13 protein-coding genes and 2 pseudogenes are annotated in these 18,667 nt (G+C 71.2%); 6 read left to right on the top strand and 9 right to left on the bottom strand.

Annotation, left to right across the window (positions count from 1 at the left end; all coding sequences use genetic code 11):
• The first annotated feature begins 321 nt into the window (after nucleotides 1–321).
• A complete protein-coding gene (locus H0E82_RS01300; protein WP_180543166.1) occupies nucleotides 322–2,025 on the top strand; it encodes a Tle-like phospholipase domain-containing protein in 1,704 nt (567 codons plus the stop codon).
• 200 nt (nucleotides 2,026–2,225) lie between these two features.
• Complete coding sequence (locus tag H0E82_RS01295) at nucleotides 2,226–2,879, top strand: ankyrin repeat domain-containing protein (RefSeq protein WP_180543165.1); 654 nt, start codon at nucleotides 2,226–2,228, stop codon at nucleotides 2,877–2,879.
• Nucleotides 2,880–2,891: 12 nt separating this feature from the next.
• Here H0E82_RS01295 and H0E82_RS01290 read toward each other — a convergent pair whose 3' ends face one another.
• Nucleotides 2,892–3,530 (bottom strand): tetratricopeptide repeat protein, encoded by a 639-nt coding sequence (locus H0E82_RS01290; RefSeq protein WP_328796923.1) that lies wholly within the window; start codon nucleotides 3,528–3,530, stop codon nucleotides 2,892–2,894.
• A gap of 191 nt (nucleotides 3,531–3,721) precedes the next feature.
• Here H0E82_RS01290 and H0E82_RS01285 point away from each other — a divergent pair, with 191 nt between their 5' ends.
• Both H0E82_RS01285 and H0E82_RS01280 read left to right on the top strand, forming a co-directional pair.
• The gene (locus H0E82_RS01285) at nucleotides 3,722–7,432 is read left to right on the top strand and encodes an indolepyruvate ferredoxin oxidoreductase family protein (RefSeq protein ID WP_180543164.1); all 3,711 of its coding nucleotides are present in this window, start codon (nucleotides 3,722–3,724) and stop codon (nucleotides 7,430–7,432) included.
• A 49-nt stretch (nucleotides 7,433–7,481) separates the two neighbouring features.
• A pseudogene (locus H0E82_RS01280) lies at nucleotides 7,482–8,063 on the top strand (trimeric intracellular cation channel family protein); the annotation flags it as partial.
• Between the two features lie 43 nt (nucleotides 8,064–8,106).
• Here the strand turns inward: H0E82_RS01280 and H0E82_RS01275 are convergent.
• The 4 genes and pseudogenes from H0E82_RS01275 to egtB form a co-directional block, all read right to left on the bottom strand.
• Nucleotides 8,107–8,739 (bottom strand): annotated as a pseudogene (locus H0E82_RS01275) (DUF938 domain-containing protein); the annotation flags it as partial.
• A 37-nt stretch (nucleotides 8,740–8,776) separates the two neighbouring features.
• Nucleotides 8,777–9,025: a DUF3253 domain-containing protein gene (locus H0E82_RS01270; RefSeq protein WP_328796935.1), complete on the bottom strand. Its 249-nt coding sequence runs from the start codon at nucleotides 9,023–9,025 to the stop codon at nucleotides 8,777–8,779.
• Between the two features lie 23 nt (nucleotides 9,026–9,048).
• On the bottom strand, nucleotides 9,049–10,032 hold the full coding sequence (gene egtD / locus H0E82_RS01265; protein WP_235974121.1) for an L-histidine N(alpha)-methyltransferase: 984 nt from the start codon (nucleotides 10,030–10,032) through the stop codon (nucleotides 9,049–9,051).
• The gene (gene egtB, locus H0E82_RS16725) at nucleotides 10,029–11,327 is read right to left on the bottom strand and encodes an ergothioneine biosynthesis protein EgtB (protein ID WP_235974120.1); all 1,299 of its coding nucleotides are present in this window, start codon (nucleotides 11,325–11,327) and stop codon (nucleotides 10,029–10,031) included. The genes egtD and egtB overlap by 4 nt, the downstream gene beginning before the upstream one ends.
• Nucleotides 11,328–11,519: 192 nt before the next feature.
• On the opposite strand from egtB, the gene H0E82_RS01260 reads away from it, so the two are divergent.
• Entirely contained in the window at nucleotides 11,520–11,861 is a 342-nt protein-coding gene (locus tag H0E82_RS01260) for a hypothetical protein (protein WP_180543161.1), read from the top strand.
• Between the two features lie 279 nt (nucleotides 11,862–12,140).
• On the opposite strand, the gene H0E82_RS01255 is transcribed toward H0E82_RS01260, so the two are convergent.
• Nucleotides 12,141–13,847 carry a M28 family metallopeptidase gene (locus H0E82_RS01255; RefSeq protein WP_180543160.1) on the bottom strand — a complete coding sequence of 569 codons (1,707 nt, stop codon included), beginning with the start codon at nucleotides 13,845–13,847 and terminating at the stop codon, nucleotides 12,141–12,143.
• A 99-nt stretch (nucleotides 13,848–13,946) separates the two neighbouring features.
• On the opposite strand from H0E82_RS01255, the gene H0E82_RS01250 reads away from it, so the two are divergent.
• On the top strand, nucleotides 13,947–14,378 hold the full coding sequence (locus tag H0E82_RS01250) for an I78 family peptidase inhibitor (RefSeq protein ID WP_180543159.1): 432 nt from the start codon (nucleotides 13,947–13,949) through the stop codon (nucleotides 14,376–14,378).
• 880 nt (nucleotides 14,379–15,258) lie between these two features.
• On the opposite strand, the gene H0E82_RS01245 is transcribed toward H0E82_RS01250, so the two are convergent.
• The 3 genes from H0E82_RS01245 to radC form a co-directional block, all read right to left on the bottom strand.
• The gene (locus tag H0E82_RS01245; protein WP_235974119.1) at nucleotides 15,259–16,479 is read right to left on the bottom strand and encodes a lytic murein transglycosylase; all 1,221 of its coding nucleotides are present in this window, start codon (nucleotides 16,477–16,479) and stop codon (nucleotides 15,259–15,261) included.
• 284 nt (nucleotides 16,480–16,763) lie between these two features.
• A complete protein-coding gene (locus H0E82_RS01240) occupies nucleotides 16,764–17,153 on the bottom strand; it encodes a YchJ family protein (protein ID WP_180543158.1) in 390 nt (129 codons plus the stop codon).
• An 819-nt stretch (nucleotides 17,154–17,972) separates the two neighbouring features.
• Nucleotides 17,973–18,647, bottom strand: coding sequence for a RadC family protein (gene radC, locus H0E82_RS01235; protein ID WP_180543157.1), 675 nt, complete (start codon nucleotides 18,645–18,647; stop codon nucleotides 17,973–17,975).
• Nucleotides 18,648–18,667: the final 20 nt, after the last annotated feature.

Below are 18,667 nucleotides of genomic sequence, written 5' to 3'. Positions count from 1 at the left end.
CAGGCGCCGGATCCGTGTCCGGCCGGCCCTCCGCCTGTCGCATGCATCCGGTGGGACGAGCGGGGATGCCGGCAAGCGGCCAGTGCCACGGGCGCGTGTCCGCACGGATGTGGACCCGGACGCCATTCAAGACGCTGAGGACCTCGCGGAGGCGAGTGGACGGACAGGCCGGGGATTCGCCCGCCATCGCGGTCCGCACGCGGCGCCCCGTCTGAGGCATGGGCTGCCGACGAGCCCACTGCGGACCTAGGGTGCGCACCAGCTGTCGCCGGCAGCGGTTCGTCCTATGGTCGGACCATCGTCTCCGTCCAGGTGCACGCCATGAGCCTGTCCCCGCTCTCCGGCAACGGCAATTCCATCGAGTCCTACCGCGACTTCGCGCTGGATCCCGCACAGTACGTGGGCCCGGCCACGCCGGCCTCGCTGCCCGTCCGCGTCGATACCAGCGCCGGCTACCCGCGCGGCGACGGCAGCTTCGCCGATGCGGTGCGCGGCCTGGATCCGCAGCCCGAGCGCGATCTGCACTTCGCGCTGATGGCCAACGACAGCTACATGCTGACCGGACCCGACGGCGCCACCGGCACCGCGGCGGAGGCGGATCTGCAGGCGGCCGGCTGGAACCGGCTCACGCCCAGCGAGGACGGCAGCCATCTGGTCGACGCGCAGGGCAACCAGATCCCGATCGCACCGGGGGCCTTGCGCGACCCGCAGACCGGCTTCGACGCGGCGATCTACCAGAACGCGGAGGGCCAGTACGTCGTGGCCTATCGCGGCACGGACAACTGGGGTCTGGGCGCAGGCGGCGATTCGCGCGCCAATGGTGGCCAGGGTCTCGGAATGGAGACCGCGCAGTATTCGCAGGCGATGGAGCTCGCCAATCTCGCGGTCGACACCTTCGGCGCGGGCAATGTCGCGATCACCGGCCACTCCCTGGGCGGCGGCCTTGCATCGGCTTCGATGCTCGCGGCGGACGTGCCGGGCGTGACCTTCAATTCGAGCGGCCTGAGCAACAACACCCTGGCCTCGCTCGGCTTCAATCCCAACGCCGCACGTGGCGAACTGGCCGACAGCGGCCAGATCCGCCGCTACGTGGTCGACGGCGATCCGCTCACCCTGGCCCAGCAGGACGTGCCGCTGCCGCTGTCGCCACCCAACGCGGTGGGCCATGAGCTGCGGATTGATCCGCCGGCCGGCATGGGCCGCTTCGACATGCTGGGCCTGCATGGTGGTGGCGGCGACGACACGTCGTATGTCCAGGCGCTGCGCGAGAACACCGCCCGGTCGCCTGCCGATCGCGGTGGGACCGATCTCGGCCTCGTGCTCGGCACGCTCGAGAACATCGGCGAGCACAACCTCAACCAGCTCGGTTCGCTCGCCAACGGCATCGGCGGCCTCTACAGCGACGGCCGGGCGACCCTGGGCGACGCCTACAGTGGGATCCGCGACGTGGTGCAGGGCGACTTCGCGAACGGCCGCTATGTCGACGGCAGCTTCGGCATCGCCGGTGACGTGGTGGACGGCGTGACCGGCCTCGCCGGCGACGTGGTCGCCAACACGCTGGATACCGCCGGCGACGTGGTGGAGAACGTGGCCAACCTGGGCGGCAGCGTGCTGCGTGACCTCGGCGACCGCACCGGGCTCGATGCACCCTTCGACGCGGTGGCCAGCGGTGTCGAGTGGACCGGCCGCGCCGTCGACAATGTCGCCGATGCGGTCGGCGGCGGCACGCAATGGGGGCTCGACACGCTGGGGGACGGGGCGGAGTGGGTGCTCGACCGCGCGGGTGACGGCGCCCAGTGGGCCGGCGATCGCCTGGTCGAAGGTGCGGCCTGGACCGGAGAGCGTCTCATCGAAGGTGCGAACTGGACCGGAGAGCGCATCGTCGAGGGCGCCACCTGGACCGGCGAGCGCATTGCCGACGGCGCCCGCGCGGTCGGCGAGGCGGCGAGCTGGACCGGGGATCGCATCGCCGACGGCGCGCGCTGGGCCGGCGAGAATCTCAATCCGGTGAACTGGTTCCGTTGAGCCGCGAGCGGCCCGTACGTTCACCCGGCCTCACGTGGGCTGAGCAGTGTGCGGACTAGCCTGACGCCTTGTACCGCCTGAGGGCCCTCGCCATGATGGGAGTTGCCGGAACGTCCGCTGTCGCGGTGCGATGGCCAGCGATCGCCTGCATCGCGCTGGCCCTCGTCGCCGGCGGGGCCTGTGCCAGACAAGGAACCAGCATGAATCACGATGCGTCTTCGAATCCGGCCACCGAGGCCCTGTCGCGCGCCGCCAGCGCGGGGGATGCGGCCGATGTCCGGCGCCTGGTCGCGGACGGGGCCAACCCGAATGCGACCGATGCCAACGGCTCGCCCCTGCTCCAGGCCGCGATCCTGCGTGGCGACCGCCGCGCGTTCCAGACTCTGCTGGATGCGGGCGCCGACGCCACCGCCGGTGCATCCAACGGCAACACCGCTGTCCACGTCGCGGCGATGCAGGATGACCCGGCCTACCTCGAGACGCTGCTCGCTCGCGGCGCCCCTCCGGACGCCCCGAACGGCAGGAACGGGGAAACCCCGCTGTTCAATGCGCTGGAAGCGCGCAACGAGCGCACGATCCGCATGCTGCTCGACGCCGGTGCGCGGGTCGACGCCACCGATTCCTTCGGCGCGACCCTGTTGCACAAGGCCGCACGCATCAATGCCACAGGCTGGGTCGTACGCCTGCTCGAGAGCGGGGCGGATCCGACCGCGCGGGACCGGACCGGAAACACGTTCCAGCCCTCGTTTTTCCGGGCCCGCGACGAGGTGCTGTCGGCCGACGCGCGGCGCGATCGGGAGACCGTGCGCGCGTGGCTGGTGGCGCGCGGCATCCCGGTCGAAGCCAGGGACTGACCGCGCGGGCGCTCAGGGCCAGGCGGGCTGGTTGGCGAACCAGGCCGCGTGCACATCGCGCAGCGTGGCGCGTTCGGCGTCGGTCCAGTCGGGCAGCAGCGCCTGGAATTGCGCGGGATCGCTCCAGCGCTGGGGTTCGGTGCGCACGGCGGCTGCGTACCACTGCACCGCCTCGTCGCGGCGCCCCATCCGCCACAGGCCCAGGGCCAGCGTGGGCGGCGCCCACGCGGGCTTGACCAGACGGCCTTCGAGGGCCAGCACCCACTGGGCCACGGCCTCGTCGGCATGGCCGGCGCGAGACAGATCCCAGCCGTAGTTCCAGTGCACCGAACTGCGCAGCGGCGCACGCGCCGGGAGCGCGGCGAGCACCTGGGCGTACATCGCCCGTCCGGTTTCCTCGCGCCCGCTGCGCATCAGCGCCCGGGCCAGCTGGGCACGGGCCACATCGACATTGCGCCCGTTGCGGTCGATCAGCTGCAGCAACCGGCCGTGGACTTCGTCGCCCTCGCCCGGAATCGCCACGAGCGGCACCGCCACGCGCGCATCGTCGTCGAAATAGAACTCCGCCGGTGCCGGCGCACGCTGGGCGTGCACCGCCGACGCCGCCAGCAGCAACAGCAGGCACAGGCCCGGTCGCAGATGTGTGTTCACTCGTTTTCCCCCTGAATCCACCGTCGTATCCCCCTTGCATTGTAGCCGCGCGGCGCCCCCGGCGCCGCGTTCATCGGGCCCTCCCCGGACCCTCGCTGTTACAATCCGCGCCGCTTCCCCCAGCCACACCCGCCGCGCGCCCCCGCCCGTGGCGGCCCGCCAGCGCCCGTGCGCCTGCCAGAGCTTCCGTCATGACCAGCACCGCCGAACTCTCCTCGCCCGCCTCCGCCGATATCGGCCTGACCAACGGCGTGCTTGATACCGACTACACGCTCGAACACAAATACACGCGCACCGAGGGCCGGATCTACCTGTCCGGCGTGCAGGCCCTGGTGCGGTTGCCGCTGATGCAGCGCCTGCGCGACGCGGCCGCGGGCCTGAATACGGGTGGCTTCATCTCCGGCTACCGCGGCTCACCGCTCGGCGGCTTTGACCTGGAACTGTGGCGCGCGAAGAAGTATCTCGCCGAGGCCAACGTGAAGTTCCAGCCCGGCCTCAACGAGGACCTCGGCGCGACGATGGTCTGGGGGACCCAGCAGACCAACCTGTTCCCAGGTGCGAACGTCGATGGCGTCTACGCCATGTGGTACGGCAAGGGCCCGGGCGTGGACCGGTGCGGCGACGTGTTCAAGCACGGCAACGCCGCGGGCACCGGCAAGCATGGCGGCGTGCTGGCGCTGGCCGCCGACGACCATGCCTGCCGCAGTTCGACCCTGCCGCACGGCAGCGAGGGTGAGTTCACCAGCGCGATGATGCCGATCCTCAATCCGGCCGGCGTGCAGGACATCCTCGACATGGGCCTGGTCGGCTGGGCGATGTCTCGCTACACCGGGCGCTGGGTCGGCTTCAAGACCATCGCCGAGACGGTGGAATCGTCGATGTCGGTCGATGTGAACCCGTTCGCGCTGGAGATCGTCACCCCGGACGATTTCGAGATGCCGTCCGGCGGTCTCAACATCCGCTGGCCCGATCCGCCGATGGACCAGGAAATGCGCCTGCACCGCTATGCGGTCAAGGCCGCGCAGGCGTTCGCGCGTGCGAACCGCATCGACCGCATGGTGCTGGACACCCCGGATGCGCGCTTCGGCATCGTCACCACCGGCAAGAGCTATCTCGACGTGCTGACCGCGCTCGAGTATCTCGGCCTCGACGAAGCCGCGTGCCGCGCGCTCGGCATCCGCGTCTACAAGGTCGGCATGACCTGGCCGCTGGAGCCGGTCGGCATCCGCAGCTTCGCGCGCGGGCTGCAGGACATCCTGGTCGTCGAGGAGAAGCACGGCTTCATCGAAGGCCAGATGAAGGAGCTGTTCTACAACTTCGAAGGCGAGCGCCCGAGCATCGTCGGCAAGTACGACGAGAGCGGCGCGTGGATCCTGCCGAGCACCGGCGAACTCACGCCCGCGACGATCGCCGGCGTGATCGCGCGCCGCATCCTGCGCTACCTGCCCGACGAGGGCAGCGCGCGGCAGAAGATGCACGACGTGCTGCAGTGGATGGAGGCGAAGGAAGGCGAACTGGCACTGCCCCGCGCGCAGTTCCCGCGCGTGCCGCACTACTGCTCGGGCTGCCCGCACAACACCAGCACCAAGGTGCCGGAAGGCTCGCGCGCGCTGGCCGGCATCGGCTGCCATTACATGGTCACGTGGATGGACCGCGACACCGACACCTTCACCCAGATGGGCGGCGAAGGCGTCACCTGGTGCGGGCAGGCCGCGTTCACCGATACGCCTCACGTGTTCCAGAACCTCGGCGACGGCACCTACTTCCACAGCGGCTCGCTGGCGATCCGCCAGTCGGTCGCCGCCGGCGTCAACATCACCTACAAGATCCTCTACAACGACGCGGTCGCGATGACCGGCGGCCAGCCGGTCGACGGCACGTTGACCGTGCCGCAGATCGCGCACCAGGTGCGCAGCGAAGGCGTCGATGTGATCGCGCTGGTCAGCGACGACATCGGCAAGTGGTCCAAGCCGGAGATCTTCCCGTCCGGCGTCGAGTTCCATGACCGCCGCGATCTCGACGCGGTGCAGAAGCGCCTGCGCGAGGTCAAGGGCACCAGCGTGCTGATCTTCGACCAGACCTGCGCCACCGAAAAACGCCGCCGCCGCAAGCGCGGCAAGATCGCCGATCCGCAGAAGCGCGTGGTGGTCAATTCGCTGGTCTGCGAAGGCTGCGGCGATTGCGGCAAGAAGTCGTTCTGCGTGTCGGTGCTGCCGAAGGAGACGGAATTCGGACGCAAGCGCGAGATCGACCAGAGCAACTGCAACAAGGACTATTCCTGCGTCGAGGGCTTCTGCCCGAGCTTCGTCACCGTGCACGGCGGCACGCCGCGCAAGGGCAAGAAGGTCTCGGCGGCCGAGAAGCTCGCCAACCTGCCGCAGCCCACGTTCGCCAGCGATCTCTCGCAGCCCTGGAACATCCTCATCACCGGCGTCGGCGGCACCGGCGTGGTCACGATCGGCGCGCTGCTCGGCATGGCCGGGCATCTCGAAGGTCGTGGCTCCAGCGTGCTCGACCAGACCGGCCTCGCCCAGAAGGGCGGCGCGGTGACCACGCACATCCGCTTCGCGAAGACGCCGGCCGACATCCACGCCGTGCGCATCGCCGCCGGCGAAGCGGACCTGGTGCTCGGCTGCGACATGGTCGTCGTCAACGACTACTGGACGCTGTCGAAGATCCGCGGCGATCGCACCCAGGTCGTGCTCAACACCTACGAGGCGATGCCCGGCACGTTCACCACGCGCCCGGACATGCAGTTCCCGGCGGCCGACATCGTCGCCGCGATCCAGCACGCGCTCGGCGGCAAGGCACCGCTGCAGATCGACGCGACCCAGCTCGCGACCGCACTGATGGGCGATGCGATCGCGGCGAATCTCTTCATCCTCGGCTATGCCTGGCAGCGCGGCCTGGTGCCGATCTCGTTCGACGCGATCATGCGCGCGGTCGAGCTCAACGGCGCGGCGGTCGAGATGAACAAGACCGCGTTCGCCTGGGGGCGTCTGGCGGTCGTCGATTTCGATGCGGTCAGTGCCGCGGCCGGCCTGGTGCGCAATGCGCCGACCGCTGCCGAGCGCGTGGTCCACGAGCTGCCGGTGCTGCCGCCGGGCGAGTGGGAGACCAGCGAATGGGGCGCGACCTCCGCGCCGCGCGTGACCCGCAACGAAGCCGACCTGCGCCACGTGCCGGAACACGGCGGCGCCGACAACGTCGCCTTCCTGCCACTCGACGATGCACGCCTGTCGCGCTCGCTCGACGAACTGGTCACGCGTCGCGCGGCCTTCCTCACCGACTATCAGGATGCCGCCTACGCGAAGCGCTACACCGATTTCGTGCAGCGCGTGCGCGACGCCGAGCACGCGCGCGCATCGGGTTCGAGCGCGCTGTCGGAAGCCGCCGCGCGTTACCTGTTCAAGCTGATGGCCTACAAGGACGAGTACGAGGTCGCGCGGCTCTATACCAGCGGTGATTTCAGGCGAAAGCTCGAGCAGCAGTTCGAGGGCGACTACACCGTGCGCTTCCACCTCGCTCCGCCGCTGCTCGCCAAGAAAAATGACAAGGGCGAGCTGATCAAGCGCGAGTACGGCCCGTGGATGTTCAAGGCCTTCGGCGTGCTGGCGAAGCTGCGCTTCCTGCGTGGCGGCGCGTTCGATGTCTTCGGCTACACCGAAGAACGGAAGATGGAGCGTCGTCTCATCAAGGAGTACGAAGCCACCGTCGGTGGTCTGCTCGAGACGCTCGATGGCGGCAATGTCGACCTGGCCGCCGAGATCGCCAGCGTGCCGGAACACATCCGCGGCTACGGCCACGTCAAGGAGGCGCACCTGCACACCGCCAAGGCGCGCGAGGCGGAGCTGCTGCGCGAGTGGGCGAATCCGCTGCGCGTGGTCCAGGTCGCCGCCTGAGCCGCGTAGACGTCGCCGACGGCCGGGGCCCGTGCTGACCGCCTGGCCGCTGCTGGTGCTGGACCTGGTCGGCACCTTCGCGTTCGCGATCAGCGGCGCGACGCTGGGCGTGCGCAAGCGGCTCGACCTGTTCGGCGTGCTGGTGCTGTCGTTCGCGGCCGCCACCGCCGGCGGCATCGCGCGTGATGCGCTGCTCGGCCTCGTTCCGACGGCGCTGGCGGACTGGCGCTATCTTGCGGTCACGATTCTGGCCGGTCTGTCGACCTTCTACTTCGGCGCCCGGGTCGACCGGTTGCGCAATCCGGTGCAGGTGTTCGATGCCGTCGGTCTGGGCCTGTTCGCCGTGCTCGGCGCGGACAAGGCGCTCGCGACGGGCCTGGGACCCACGGGTGCGGTCCTGCTGGGCATGCTGTCGGGCATCGGCGGTGGTATCGCTCGCGACCTGTTGGTCACCGAGATTCCCAACGTGCTGCGCCGCGAACTCTATGCGGTGGCCGCGCTGCTCGGTGCGGCATGCGTGGTGCTGGGCGATGCGTTCGGCTGGCCGGCGACGCCGGTCGCGGTCACGGGTGCGACCGGCTGTTTCGCGCTGCGTTACCTGGCGATCCGCCGCGGCTGGCATCTGCCGGTCCCGGGTGACCGGAGGCCGGCGTGTCCGCGCCGGCCTCGGCGCGCCCGCGTCGCCAGATCAGACAGCGGTTGTGGGCCGGCATGGCGATGTCGTCCTGCAGGCGCAGGCCGATGTCAGCCGCCAATGCGTCCACGGCTTCGAAATCGCGAATGCCCGAGCGCGGGTCACGCGCACGCAGCATCGCGTCGAACGCACGATTGCTGTCGTTCGTACAGGTGCCGGCGAACTTGAAGGGGCCGTAGACGACGAACGTCGCGTCGTCCGCGAGCGTCCGGTCGAGTCCGTCGAAGCAGGCCTCGACGGCGGGCCAATCCATGATGTGCAGCGTGTTCGCGGTGAACGCGGCATCGAAGCGCGCGCCACCCCCGGTCGGCCACGGGCCCACCGCGACATCCAGTGCGAGCGGCGGCGGCGTGTTCGCCAGCGCCGCCGCATGGAGCCGCGGCAGCAGCCCGCCCAGCGCTTCGGGTCGGTCCGAGCACTGCGAGCGCAGCCAGGGCATGGCGCCGGCGAAATGGACCGCGTGCTGGCCAGTGCCGCTGCCGATCTCGAGCACGCTGTGACGCCGCGCAAGCACCTCGCGCAATACGGCCAGAATCGGCTCACGGTTGCGCTCGCACGCGGGCGAGCTTGGAAACGCGGGATCGGCGTTGTGTTCGGCGGGCTGGGGCGTCATCGGACGACACGATACGGCAGCCACACGCACCCCGCTTTCAGCCTGGAAATCGAGGCCCCCTGCGCAGGCGCACCGGACCGCGCAATCCGGCGGCATCCGCCACCACCGTCGTCCCGCGGGTCACGAGGATGAAGTGACGCGCCGCCAGGTCCAGCGCCACCCGGCGCACCTCGACCATATGGTCGCGCCACGCAGGAGCCGGCCACAGGCACCGTGCGGCTTCCGACGGGCAGATCGACGCGGCCGGGTCGCGCTGCGTCAGCAGCTCGACGATGGCTTGGGCGATGCGCGCGTCGGCATCGTCCGCACTCAGGCGGGCTGCACCAGACGCAGGCCGAACGCGCCGGTGGGATCGTTCCAGCCGTGGGTCACCCGCAGGCCGGCGCGCGCGGCGAGCGCGGCGAACGAGGCATCGGTGTACTTCTGGCTGATTTCCACCTGCATCGCCTCGCCGGCCTCGAACGCGAACGCGTGCTCGCCGACGTGCACCGTCTGCGCGCGATCGCTGACCAGTGCGGTTTCGATCCGCATGCGTTCGCGGGCGTAGACCGCGCGGTGGTGAAAGGCGTCGAGGGCGAAATCACTGCCGATCTCGCGGTTGAGGCGCGCGAGCAGATTGAGCGTGAACGCCGCCGTGACCCCGGCGAGATCGTTGTACGCCGCCTCCAGTACGGCGGGGTCCTTGTCGAGGTCGATGCCGACCAGGGCGCAGCCCGCCTCGCCCATGGTGTCGCGCATCGAGGCCAGCAGCTGCACCGATTCCGCCTCGCGGAAATTGCCTAGGGTGGAGCCGGGAAAGAACACGAGCGTCCGTCGCGAACGGTGCTGCGCCGCCGGCAGCGGCACCGGGCGGGTGAAGTCGGCGCACACCGGCAGCATCTGCACGTCCGGGAACGACTGGCCGAGTCGGGTGACGCTGTCCATCAGTGCGGTGCGCGAGATCTCGATCGGGGTATAGGCCACCGGATGGTCGAGCCCCGCCAGCAGCAGCTCGGTCTTGCGGCCGCTGCCGCTGCCGAACTCGACCACGTGCACATCGGGCCCGGCCGCCTGTGCGATCGGACCCAGAGCGGTTTCCATCAGCGCCAGTTCCACCCGCGTGAGGTAGTACTCCGGCTGCCGGGTGATCGCCTCGAACAGCCGTGATCCCTCGGCATCGTAAAAATATTTCGACGGCAGCCGTTTGGGCGTGCGTGCCAGCCCTGCGATGGTGTCGGCGGCGACGTCGTCCGGCCGAGGGCGCAGGTCGGTGAGGGCGGCCTGCGCACGGGCGCGGGCGGTGACGGCATTCATGCGGAATCCTTGGCAAGGCGCAGACCGGCGAACTGCCAGCGCGCATCGGAGGGAAAGAAATTGCGGTACGTCGCGCGCACGTGGCCGCGCGGGGTCGCGCAGCTGCCACCGCGCAGCACCCATTGCGCATCCATGAACTTGCCGTTGTATTCGCCCAGAGCACCCGCCAGCGGCCGGTACCCCGGATAGGCGGTATACGCGCTCGATGTCCATTCCCAGACATCACCGAACATCTGCTGCAGGCCTGCGCCGGTCGGCGCGGCGCGCGGATGGAGCGCGCCGTCATCGGAGAAACGTCCGTCGACGGCGAGCCCGGCTGCAGCCTGCTCCCACTCGAACTCGGTGGGCAGGCGTGCGCCGGCCCACCGCGCACAGGCGTCCGCCTCGTAGTAGCTCAGATGACAGACCGGCGCATGCAGATCGATGTCGCGCCAGCCGGCGAGCGTGAACTCACGGTCGCATGCGTCATCCCAGTACAGCGGGTGGCGCCAGTCCTCGGCCTGCACGCGCGTCCAGCCCGCGCTGAGCCACAGCGCGGCGCTCCGGTAGCCGCCGTCGTCGATGAAGGCGCGGTATTCGGCGTTGGTGACCGGCCGGCTCGCGAGCGCATGCGCTGGAACCAGCACCCGGTGGGGTGGCGACTCGTTGTCGTAGGCGAACGCACCGGTCCCCGGCCATGCGGGATGTCCGATCGTGCAGATCGACTCGTCGCGCGTCACCCAGCGCAACGGCGCCGATGCACCCGCCGGATCGGGTGCGACGTCGTGGTAGGCCGGCGCGAGTGGATTGCTCCAGAATGCGTGCTTGATATCGGTGAGCAGCAGTTCCTGGTGCTGCTGCTCGTGGTGCAGGCCCAGCTCCAGGATATCGAGCCGTGCGCTGTCCAGGTCACCGGACCGCAACAGCGCCCGCATGCGTTCGTCGATCTGCGCGCGGTAGTCGCGCACCTGGGCGAGGTCGGGGCGCGAGATCAGGCCGCGGCGCGGTCGGGCGTGCATCGGCCCCACGCTCTGGTAGTAGCTGTTGAACAGGTAATCCCAGGCCGGATCCACCGGACGGTATCCGGCGTCGCGACCGAGCACGAAACGCTCGAAGAACCACGTCGTGTGCGCCAGATGCCATTTGGCCGGGCTCGCGTCCTCCATGCTCTGGACCATCGCGTCCTCGGCGCTGAGCGGCGCCGAGAGCAGGGCACTGTGGGCACGCACCGCAGCGAAGCGCGCAGCGAGTGCGGCGACCCGGTCCGGGGCCGCCACGGAACTGGAATCGGCCGGGCCGGGTGCGTGCGTCGCCATGGCGACAGGTTAGACGGACGACGTGACGGACCCGTTAGCCGGTGCCCGCAGCACGCCGTCGGCACAGTCGCCTGAACACGAAGTCCGACCCCGGTCGACGTCGCGACGTAACGAAATCTCCACGCTCACCATGACGCCGGGACCACGAGCCGCACCGCAAGGTGGGATCCGAATCCCGCTAGGAGTGAACCCATGCGACAGATCACCCTTCCGCTGCTGGCCGCGACCGCGTTGGCCATGAGCGCCTGCAGCAACAACACCCCGCCTCAGGACACCTCGGTGACCGACCCGGCGCCGATGACCGATCCGGCGACAACGCCGCCACCGGCAGACCCGATGATGCCGCCGCCGACCGATCCCAACGCGCCGCCCATGACGGATCCGATGGCACCGCCGACGACCGACCCCATGGCGCCGCCGACAACGGATCCGATGACCCCGCCGGTGGACTCGACCATGCCGCCCACCGATCCGACGGATCCGGCCACGCAGCCGCCCACCGATCCGACGACGACGCCGCCGGCCCGCACCTGATCCACGTCCGCGCGCACGCGCTCCCCCGGTCGGGCATCTTCTCTCTCTCCAGACCGGCAATTGCCGCCCCGCCCGGGGCGGTTTTTTTGCGCCAGATCGATCGAGGCACTGCCGCATGCGTTTTCCGGCAACGCGGTTACACGAATCGGCTCGGGCCGCCAGGCTGCACCCTGCGCGCGATGCAGCTCCGGCCCGTACGCTCCGGAACCGTGTGCCTGACGGATACGACCCGATCGCCCGCCGCTCGTGTCCGCGACGGCGCCACGCCGACGTGCCGTCTCAGCGCGCTCCGGCCGCGCCGCTCCCCCGTGCACCGTCACTGACCGCGCGACGCTGGTGGAACTCGCTCTCGACGTCCCATGCCGGCCACGCCGTGGCGTCGGCCAGCGCCTGCGCCAGGCGGTAGACCGTGCGCGTGTCCGCCACCGGCCCGGCCATGTCCCAGCTCGCGTCGAAGGTGTCGCCCGGCTGGTGGTAGCGGTTCGCGAAATAGTCGGCCCGTGCAGCCATGCCTCCGGCCACGCCGCCGTCGAGCTGGTCCATGCCGGGACCGATGGTGATCGCCGGCACGCCGGCCTGTGCGAACGCGAAATGGTCGGCGCGGTAGAACAGTCCCGCCTCCAGATTGGGATCGGCCGACCAGACCCGGCCATCCACCGCGGCCGCGGTCGCGAGATCGCGCTCGAGCGAGACCCGGCCGCGCCCCCACGACGAGATGTCGCGCGTCTCGCCATCCGGACTCCACATCTCCATGTTGAGCACCGCCGCGGTCGTCTCCAGCGGGCGCAGCGGATTCGCGGCGTAGAACGTCGCGCCGAGCAGGCCGCTTTCTTCGGCGGTCAGAGCGATGAACTGCAGCGTGCGCGCGGGCCGCGGGCCGGCGGCGAACACGCGCGCGAGCTCGATCAGCGATGCGATCGCGGTGGCGTTGTCGACCGCGCCGTTGATGATCGCGTCGCCGCTGGCGTCGGGCCGGCCGATTCCGAAGCTGTCCCAGTGGCCCGACAGCACCACTGTTTCGTCGGGCCGGCTCGCGCCTTCCAGCACGCCGACCACGTTGTGGCTGCGCACGCGGTCGCGTGACAGGCGGAAGGCGATGTCGAGCGTCGCGTCGCCCAGGGCGCCGCCGCGGAATCCGGCCGCCTGGGCGCGGCGCTTCTCGCGTTCGAAATCGAGCCCCGCATCCGCGAACAGACGCTCGGCCACCGGGCGCTGCATCCAGCCGCGCATCGGCAGGTGATGCCGTTCGGCGTTCTCGCGCACGATGTCGTATTGCGGGCCGGCGCGGCCGTTGCGCACGGTGGCCCATGGATACGACGCTGGCTCGGTTTCATGCACGATCAGCACACCGGCCGCGCCGCGTCGCGCGGCCTCCTCGTACTTGTAGGTCCAGCGGCCGTACCAGGTGAGGGCGCGGCCGCCGAACCGGCCGGGGGCATCCGCCTCGAAATCCGGATCGTTGATCAGCACGACGACGACCTTGCCGGTGACGTCGAGCCCGGCGTAGTCGTCCCAGTCGAGCTCGGGCGCGGTGATGCCGTAGCCGGCGAAGACCAGAGGGACCCCGGCCAGGGCAACGCCCGACCCGGGCCGCAGCGACTCGACCGCGATGTCCTCGCCGTTGGCCAGCGCCCGCGTGCGTCCGCCCGCGTGGACCCGCGCGGCGACCGGCCCGTCGATCCGGCTGCGCTCCAGCGTGACCGCCTGGGTCCACCCGCCCGCCTCACCGCCGGGCGCCAGACCGGCTTCGGCGAAGCGCGACGCGATGTAGGCGATGGTGCGCGCCTCGCCCGGAGTGGCGGGCGCGCGCCCCTCGAACCCGTCGGAGGCGAGCGTCGCGATGTCGCGGGCGAGGCGGTCTGCGTCGATGCCGCCACCGGGGACCGACGCCGCCGGGGTGCCGACCGGGTCGGCGGCACCCGGCGACGAGGCGCAGGCCACGAGCAGCAGGGCGAATGCAGCCATCGGCATCGAACGACACGGCATGGTGGGCTCCGGATGCGCAGGGGTCTTCATCATGCCGCAACTGGTCCGCCCCACGGTTCGCCGCTACAGTGGCCGCGGTTCGTCACCTGGAGCAGTCCGATGTCCCCTCGTCCCCGCCTGCCGCTGCCGCGCGCCCTGCACGCCGCGTTCCTGGTCCCCGTCCTGCTCCTCGCGGCGTGCGCGCCTGCGCAGGACGAGGCCTTCGAAGAAGAACCGCCTGCTGCGGGCGTGGCCGATGCCGATACCGGCGCCGGCAGCCCGATCGAGACCGAGGCCGCGCCGGCCGATCCGGTCGACGGCCCCGCGACGCCGGGCGCAGCCGCGGCCACGCCCTGCGATACCGAAGCCGTGCAGGCGCTGATCGGCCAGGCCGGCAGCGAGGCGCTCTACGAGCGCGCCATGCGCGAAGCGGGCGCGCGCCAGTACCGCGCGCTCGGTCCCACCGACGCCGCGACGATGGACTTCCGCGAGGATCGCCTGAACATCGATCTCGACGCGGGCGGTGCGATCAGCGGATTCCGCTGCGGCTGAGGAGGCTCGCCGGGGCGGGTCCTCGGTGCGGCGGGGTGATCAGTCCTCGCCGCGTTTTCGAACGTCACCGGGCTCGACCCGCGACGCGGAGACCGCGTGGTCTCCGCCGTGCGCGCGCAGTCGCGCGAAGCGGGCTCGCCCGGCAGGCCAGGCGGCTGGCGCAGCGCGGGTCGGCATCGACCGCTGCATCGGTGTCATGGACCTCCAGGGCGCCGCAGGCGTCGAGTGCAGGACCCGGCGCCTGGCGCGGCGGCGGTGCGACCGGCTCGCTGTTCCTTCGCGCCGGATGACGCCGCGAGCTCCTCCCGGGCGGTAGACCCGGATCGGCCAGGCATCCCGCTTCGTGCCCGACGTATGCCGGCCGCCCTGCACGCGTCCGCTGGGCGTTTCCGTCGTGCCGGCTCACGCCGACACCGGCACCGGGTGTGGTCAGACACTGCGGCGCCGTGCCGAGAGGTGCTCGGTGACGCCGAGGCGCCGGCCCCGGCGTCATCGGAGGCCTGGTTCCGCCCTCTCGGGCGCCCCGGCTGCGTCGGAGCCCGAACCCGGGGCGCAAGGAAACAGTGCCGGAGGCGGCACGCGCCGTTCCACGCGGCGCCTGCCGGGCGTCGTCGCACCGCGGTCGTCGCATCCGCCTCGCAAAGCGCATCGCCGTCGCGCCTCCAGCCGCACGCAGACGCTGGACTACGGTCGCGCCTCGAGCGCGGCCGGTGCCGGTGCCACGGCATGGGCCTTTCTCGCCTCCGTTGCCGTCCGGCTCCCGGATGCGCGGCCCGGGGCGTCGCTGCGCCGGACACGCTGCATGTGCGCCCGCGGCCCGGCCACAGCCCGGCGGCACTCACCGCCCGTCCACCACGCGATGACGCGGCAGGCGGCGACGTCAGCGCGCGCCGCGCAGCGCGGTGAGGATGCGCAGGCCCGCGCGACCGTCCTGCGGGGTCAGGCCGAGCCGACGCTGCTCGGCCTGGATGGCGCGCCGCGTCGCGGTGCCGACCATGCCGTCGACCTCGCCGATGTCGTGACCGCGCGCGAGCAGCAGGGTCTGCAGCTCGCGCCGCTGGGCGCGTGACAGGCCCGGATCGTCGGTGGGCCAGGGCGCGGCGAATCCGCCGCCGCCGCGCAGTCGGTCGGCCAGCGAGGCGATCGCCAGCGCGTAGCTCTCGGCCGCGTTGTAGGAGTAGATGGCGTCGTAGTTGCGGAACACGAGGAAGACCGGTCCGCGTGCGCCGGTCGGCGCGATCACCGCCGAACGGGTGTCACCCGCCGGCAACGGGCCGCCGTCGCGCCGCACGATCCCCCGCGCGGTCCATTCGGACACCGGACGCCGGTTGCCACGTCCGGCCTGGGCGAGGTCGAAGCCGGCAGGCAAGGTCACTTCGTGGCCCCAAGGCCGCCCGGTCTGCCAACCGGCGCGCTTGAGATAGTTCGCCGTGGACGCGAGCGCATCCGGAATGCTGGCCACCAGATCGCGGCGACCGTCGCCGTCGAAGTCCACGGCGATGCGCGCATAGGTGCTGGGCATGAACTGGGTATGCCCGAACGCGCCCGCCCAGGATCCGGTGGTGTCCGGATCGCGCAGGTCGCCGTCGTGCAGCAGTTTCAGCAAGGCGACGAACTCGCTGCGGAAGAACGCCTGGCGACGGCCGTTGCAGGCCAGCGTCGCCAGCGACACGCGCAGTGGCCGCTTGCCCGAGATCCGGCCGAAGTCGCTTTCGACGCCCCACACCGCCACCACCGTTTCGGCGTCCACACCGTACTGCGCAGCGACGCGTGACAACAGGTCGCGATGCTGCACCAGCATCGCCCGTCCATCGGCCACCCGCTCGTCGTCGACCAGTCCGGCGAGGTAATCCCACAGCGGCGTGGTGAATTCCGGCTGCGCGTCGAGTAGGGGCAGCACGCTCATGTCGGGCTGCAGGTCGGAGGTGAGGCGCTGGAAGGCGTCCGCCGGCACCCCCTGCTTCGCTGCATCGGCGCGGATGCCGGAAAGGCAGCGCGCGAACGCGGCCGGATCGGCAGGCGGCGGTGCGGTCTGTGCCGCGGCGATGCCGGCAATGCCAACGAGGACGCCGAGTGCGGCGAGGCGCATGCGTGTGGTCATGCCGGGTCTCCTGCGGAATTCGCCCGACACTGTGCCTGAGGTCGGTCACCCGGCGCGCGCGGTGGGACGACGCGTTTCATGGGAGGCTCAGTCGGACCCGTGCCGGCGGTGTCCGGGACACGGACATCGACCGTGATGCGTGGTCGCGAACCCGGGAGGCCGAATCCCGATCCTGCGCCTGGTCCTGCGCGCGTGCCCGACCGCCGCGGCGCAGGATTCCGTCCCGATCGAACAGGCCCCCACCCGCTGCGGTGCGGCCGGTCCACCCGGCCGCCCGGCACCGCTCAGATCACGTCGCCGTCGACGTAGCGCCATCGACCGCCTTCCCGCTCGAACCGGCTCCGCTCGCGCATGCGCACGGCGCGCCCGCCGCCGATGCGATAGCGCGCGACGAACTCCACTTCGGCGTGGTCGTCGTCGAGCGCGTGCACGGATTTCACTTCCAGGCCCATCCAGACCGGAGCGTCCAGGTCCACCGTCGGCGGGCAGGTGCGCGGATGCCAGCTGGCACGCAGATAGGCGGCATCACGCATGACGTAGGCGGTGTAGCGCGAGCGCATCAGCGCTTCGGCATCCGGCGCCGGCGCGCCTGCGTGCAGCGGTCCACAGCAGGCGGCATAGGCACGCCCGCGCCCGCAGGGGCAGGCGTCGGCAGGACGAAACGTACTGGACATCGGCGCAGTGTGCCCCGCGCTGCGCGTGGAGGCCAGGCGATGGACCTGTGCCATACCCGACGGCGCGCCACAGGGCGCGAGGTCACGATACGAGCGCGGCAGGCGCGTTCTGCAACGCCAGCCGGACCACGGTGACGCCGCGCTGCGCGTGGAGGCCAGACGACGGACCTGTGCAATGCCCGACGGCGTGGCGCAGGGCGCCACGTCACGATGCGAGGACCGCGGGCGCATCCTGCAACGCGATGAGGACCGGTGACGCTGCGCTGCGCTACACGTAGAGGCCAAGCGATGGACCTGTGCGATGCCCGACGCGGCACAGGGCGCGAGGTCACGACACGAGCGCGGCGGTCGCGTCCCTGCAACGCGACCCGGACCGTCGTGGCGCTGCGCTGCGCCGGGTCCGCAGTACCGCCGCACCGCAGTTCGTTCCCGTGGGACGCGCAGCACTGCGGCGCGCCGATGCCGGAGTTTCAGGGGCGCGATGCGCGTCAGCCTCGGACAGGGCTGCAACGCGCGACACGAGGCAAAGGACTGCAAGCCGCGTTCGCACGCCTGCCCGCTCGAAGCGCAGGCCGCACAGGCCTGCACCTGCGATGACCCCCTCGTCTGCAACGCCTTCGACATCTGGATCGGATGGCGGCACCCGGCGGCTTGCCACACGCTTCTCATGCCGCCACAGGCAGTCGCGACCAGGGCCGGGCCGTCGCTGGCGGCGGCACGCATGCACTTCGCCATCGGCAGCGCGACGGGCGAGGGTCCTCGGGGTGTCGGGCGTCGCCCGCGTGCAGCGGCCTCGTGCGCCTGCAGCAGCGCGTCGGGTCAGACCCACCCGCGTGCGGCCAGCGATACCGGCGGTCCGTCGCCGACGACGAAGTGATCGAGCAGGCGAATATCGACGAGCGCCAGGGCCTGGCGGATCTGCGCGGTCACCGCGCGGTCGGCGTCGCTGGGGTCGCGGCTTCCGCTGGGATGGTTGTGGCCCACGATCACCGCCGCGGCGTTGTGGGCCAGCGCGCGCCGCACGATCTCCCGTGGATGGACCTCGGCGCCATCGATGGTGCCCCGGAAGAGCTCTTCGAACGCCAAGGCGCGATGGCGGACGTCGAGAAACAGCACCGCGAACACCTCGTGGGCAAGGCTGCGCAGGCGCTGGGCGAAGTAGCGGCCCGCGGCGGCCGGGTCGGTCATCGCCTCGCCGCGCTCCAGGTCCGCCGCCAGCACCCGGTGGCCGAGCTCCAGAGCCGCGGCGAGCCGGCAGGCGCGCGCGGGGCCGAGGCCGGGGAGCTCGGCCAGGCCGCGGGGCCCGCGCTCGAGCAGACGCCGCAAGGGGCCGTGCGAGGCGAGCAGGCCGCGCGCGGTGGCCACGGCATCCTGGCCGCGCAGGCCCGAGCCGAGGAAGATCGCCAGCAGCTCGGCATCCGACAGCGCACCGGGCCCACGGGCCAGCAGTTTCTCGCGCGGGCGTTCGTCGGCAGGCCAATCGCGGATGTGCATGGCGACCTCGTGTGAGGAGC

The sequence above is a fragment of the Luteimonas deserti genome, from assembly GCF_013425765.1.
GTDB lineage: Bacteria > Pseudomonadota > Gammaproteobacteria > Xanthomonadales > Xanthomonadaceae > Luteimonas > Luteimonas deserti.
Note: the sequence above shows the minus strand (reverse complement) of the source record. Positions and strands in the feature narration are given on the sequence as shown.

What these genes read in the sequence shown, in the direction of transcription:
- H0E82_RS01300 (WP_180543166.1), top strand. Translation starts at nt 322, where the DNA reads ATGAGCCTGTCCCCGCTCTCCGGCAACGGCAATTCCATCGAGTCCTAC.
- H0E82_RS01295 (WP_180543165.1), top strand. Translation starts at nt 2,226, where the DNA reads ATGAATCACGATGCGTCTTCGAATCCGGCCACCGAGGCCCTGTCGCGC.
- H0E82_RS01285 (WP_180543164.1), top strand. Translation starts at nt 3,722, where the DNA reads ATGACCAGCACCGCCGAACTCTCCTCGCCCGCCTCCGCCGATATCGGC.
- egtD (WP_235974121.1), bottom strand. Translation starts at nt 10,032, where the DNA reads ATGAATGCCGTCACCGCCCGCGCCCGTGCGCAGGCCGCCCTCACCGAC.
- egtB (WP_235974120.1), bottom strand. Translation starts at nt 11,327, where the DNA reads ATGGCGACGCACGCACCCGGCCCGGCCGATTCCAGTTCCGTGGCGGCC.
- H0E82_RS01260 (WP_180543161.1), top strand. Translation starts at nt 11,520, where the DNA reads ATGCGACAGATCACCCTTCCGCTGCTGGCCGCGACCGCGTTGGCCATG.
- H0E82_RS01255 (WP_180543160.1), bottom strand. Translation starts at nt 13,847, where the DNA reads ATGCCGTGTCGTTCGATGCCGATGGCTGCATTCGCCCTGCTGCTCGTG.
- H0E82_RS01250 (WP_180543159.1), top strand. Translation starts at nt 13,947, where the DNA reads ATGTCCCCTCGTCCCCGCCTGCCGCTGCCGCGCGCCCTGCACGCCGCG.
- H0E82_RS01245 (WP_235974119.1), bottom strand. Translation starts at nt 16,479, where the DNA reads ATGACCACACGCATGCGCCTCGCCGCACTCGGCGTCCTCGTTGGCATT.
- H0E82_RS01240 (WP_180543158.1), bottom strand. Translation starts at nt 17,153, where the DNA reads ATGTCCAGTACGTTTCGTCCTGCCGACGCCTGCCCCTGCGGGCGCGGG.
- radC (WP_180543157.1), bottom strand. Translation starts at nt 18,647, where the DNA reads ATGCACATCCGCGATTGGCCTGCCGACGAACGCCCGCGCGAGAAACTG.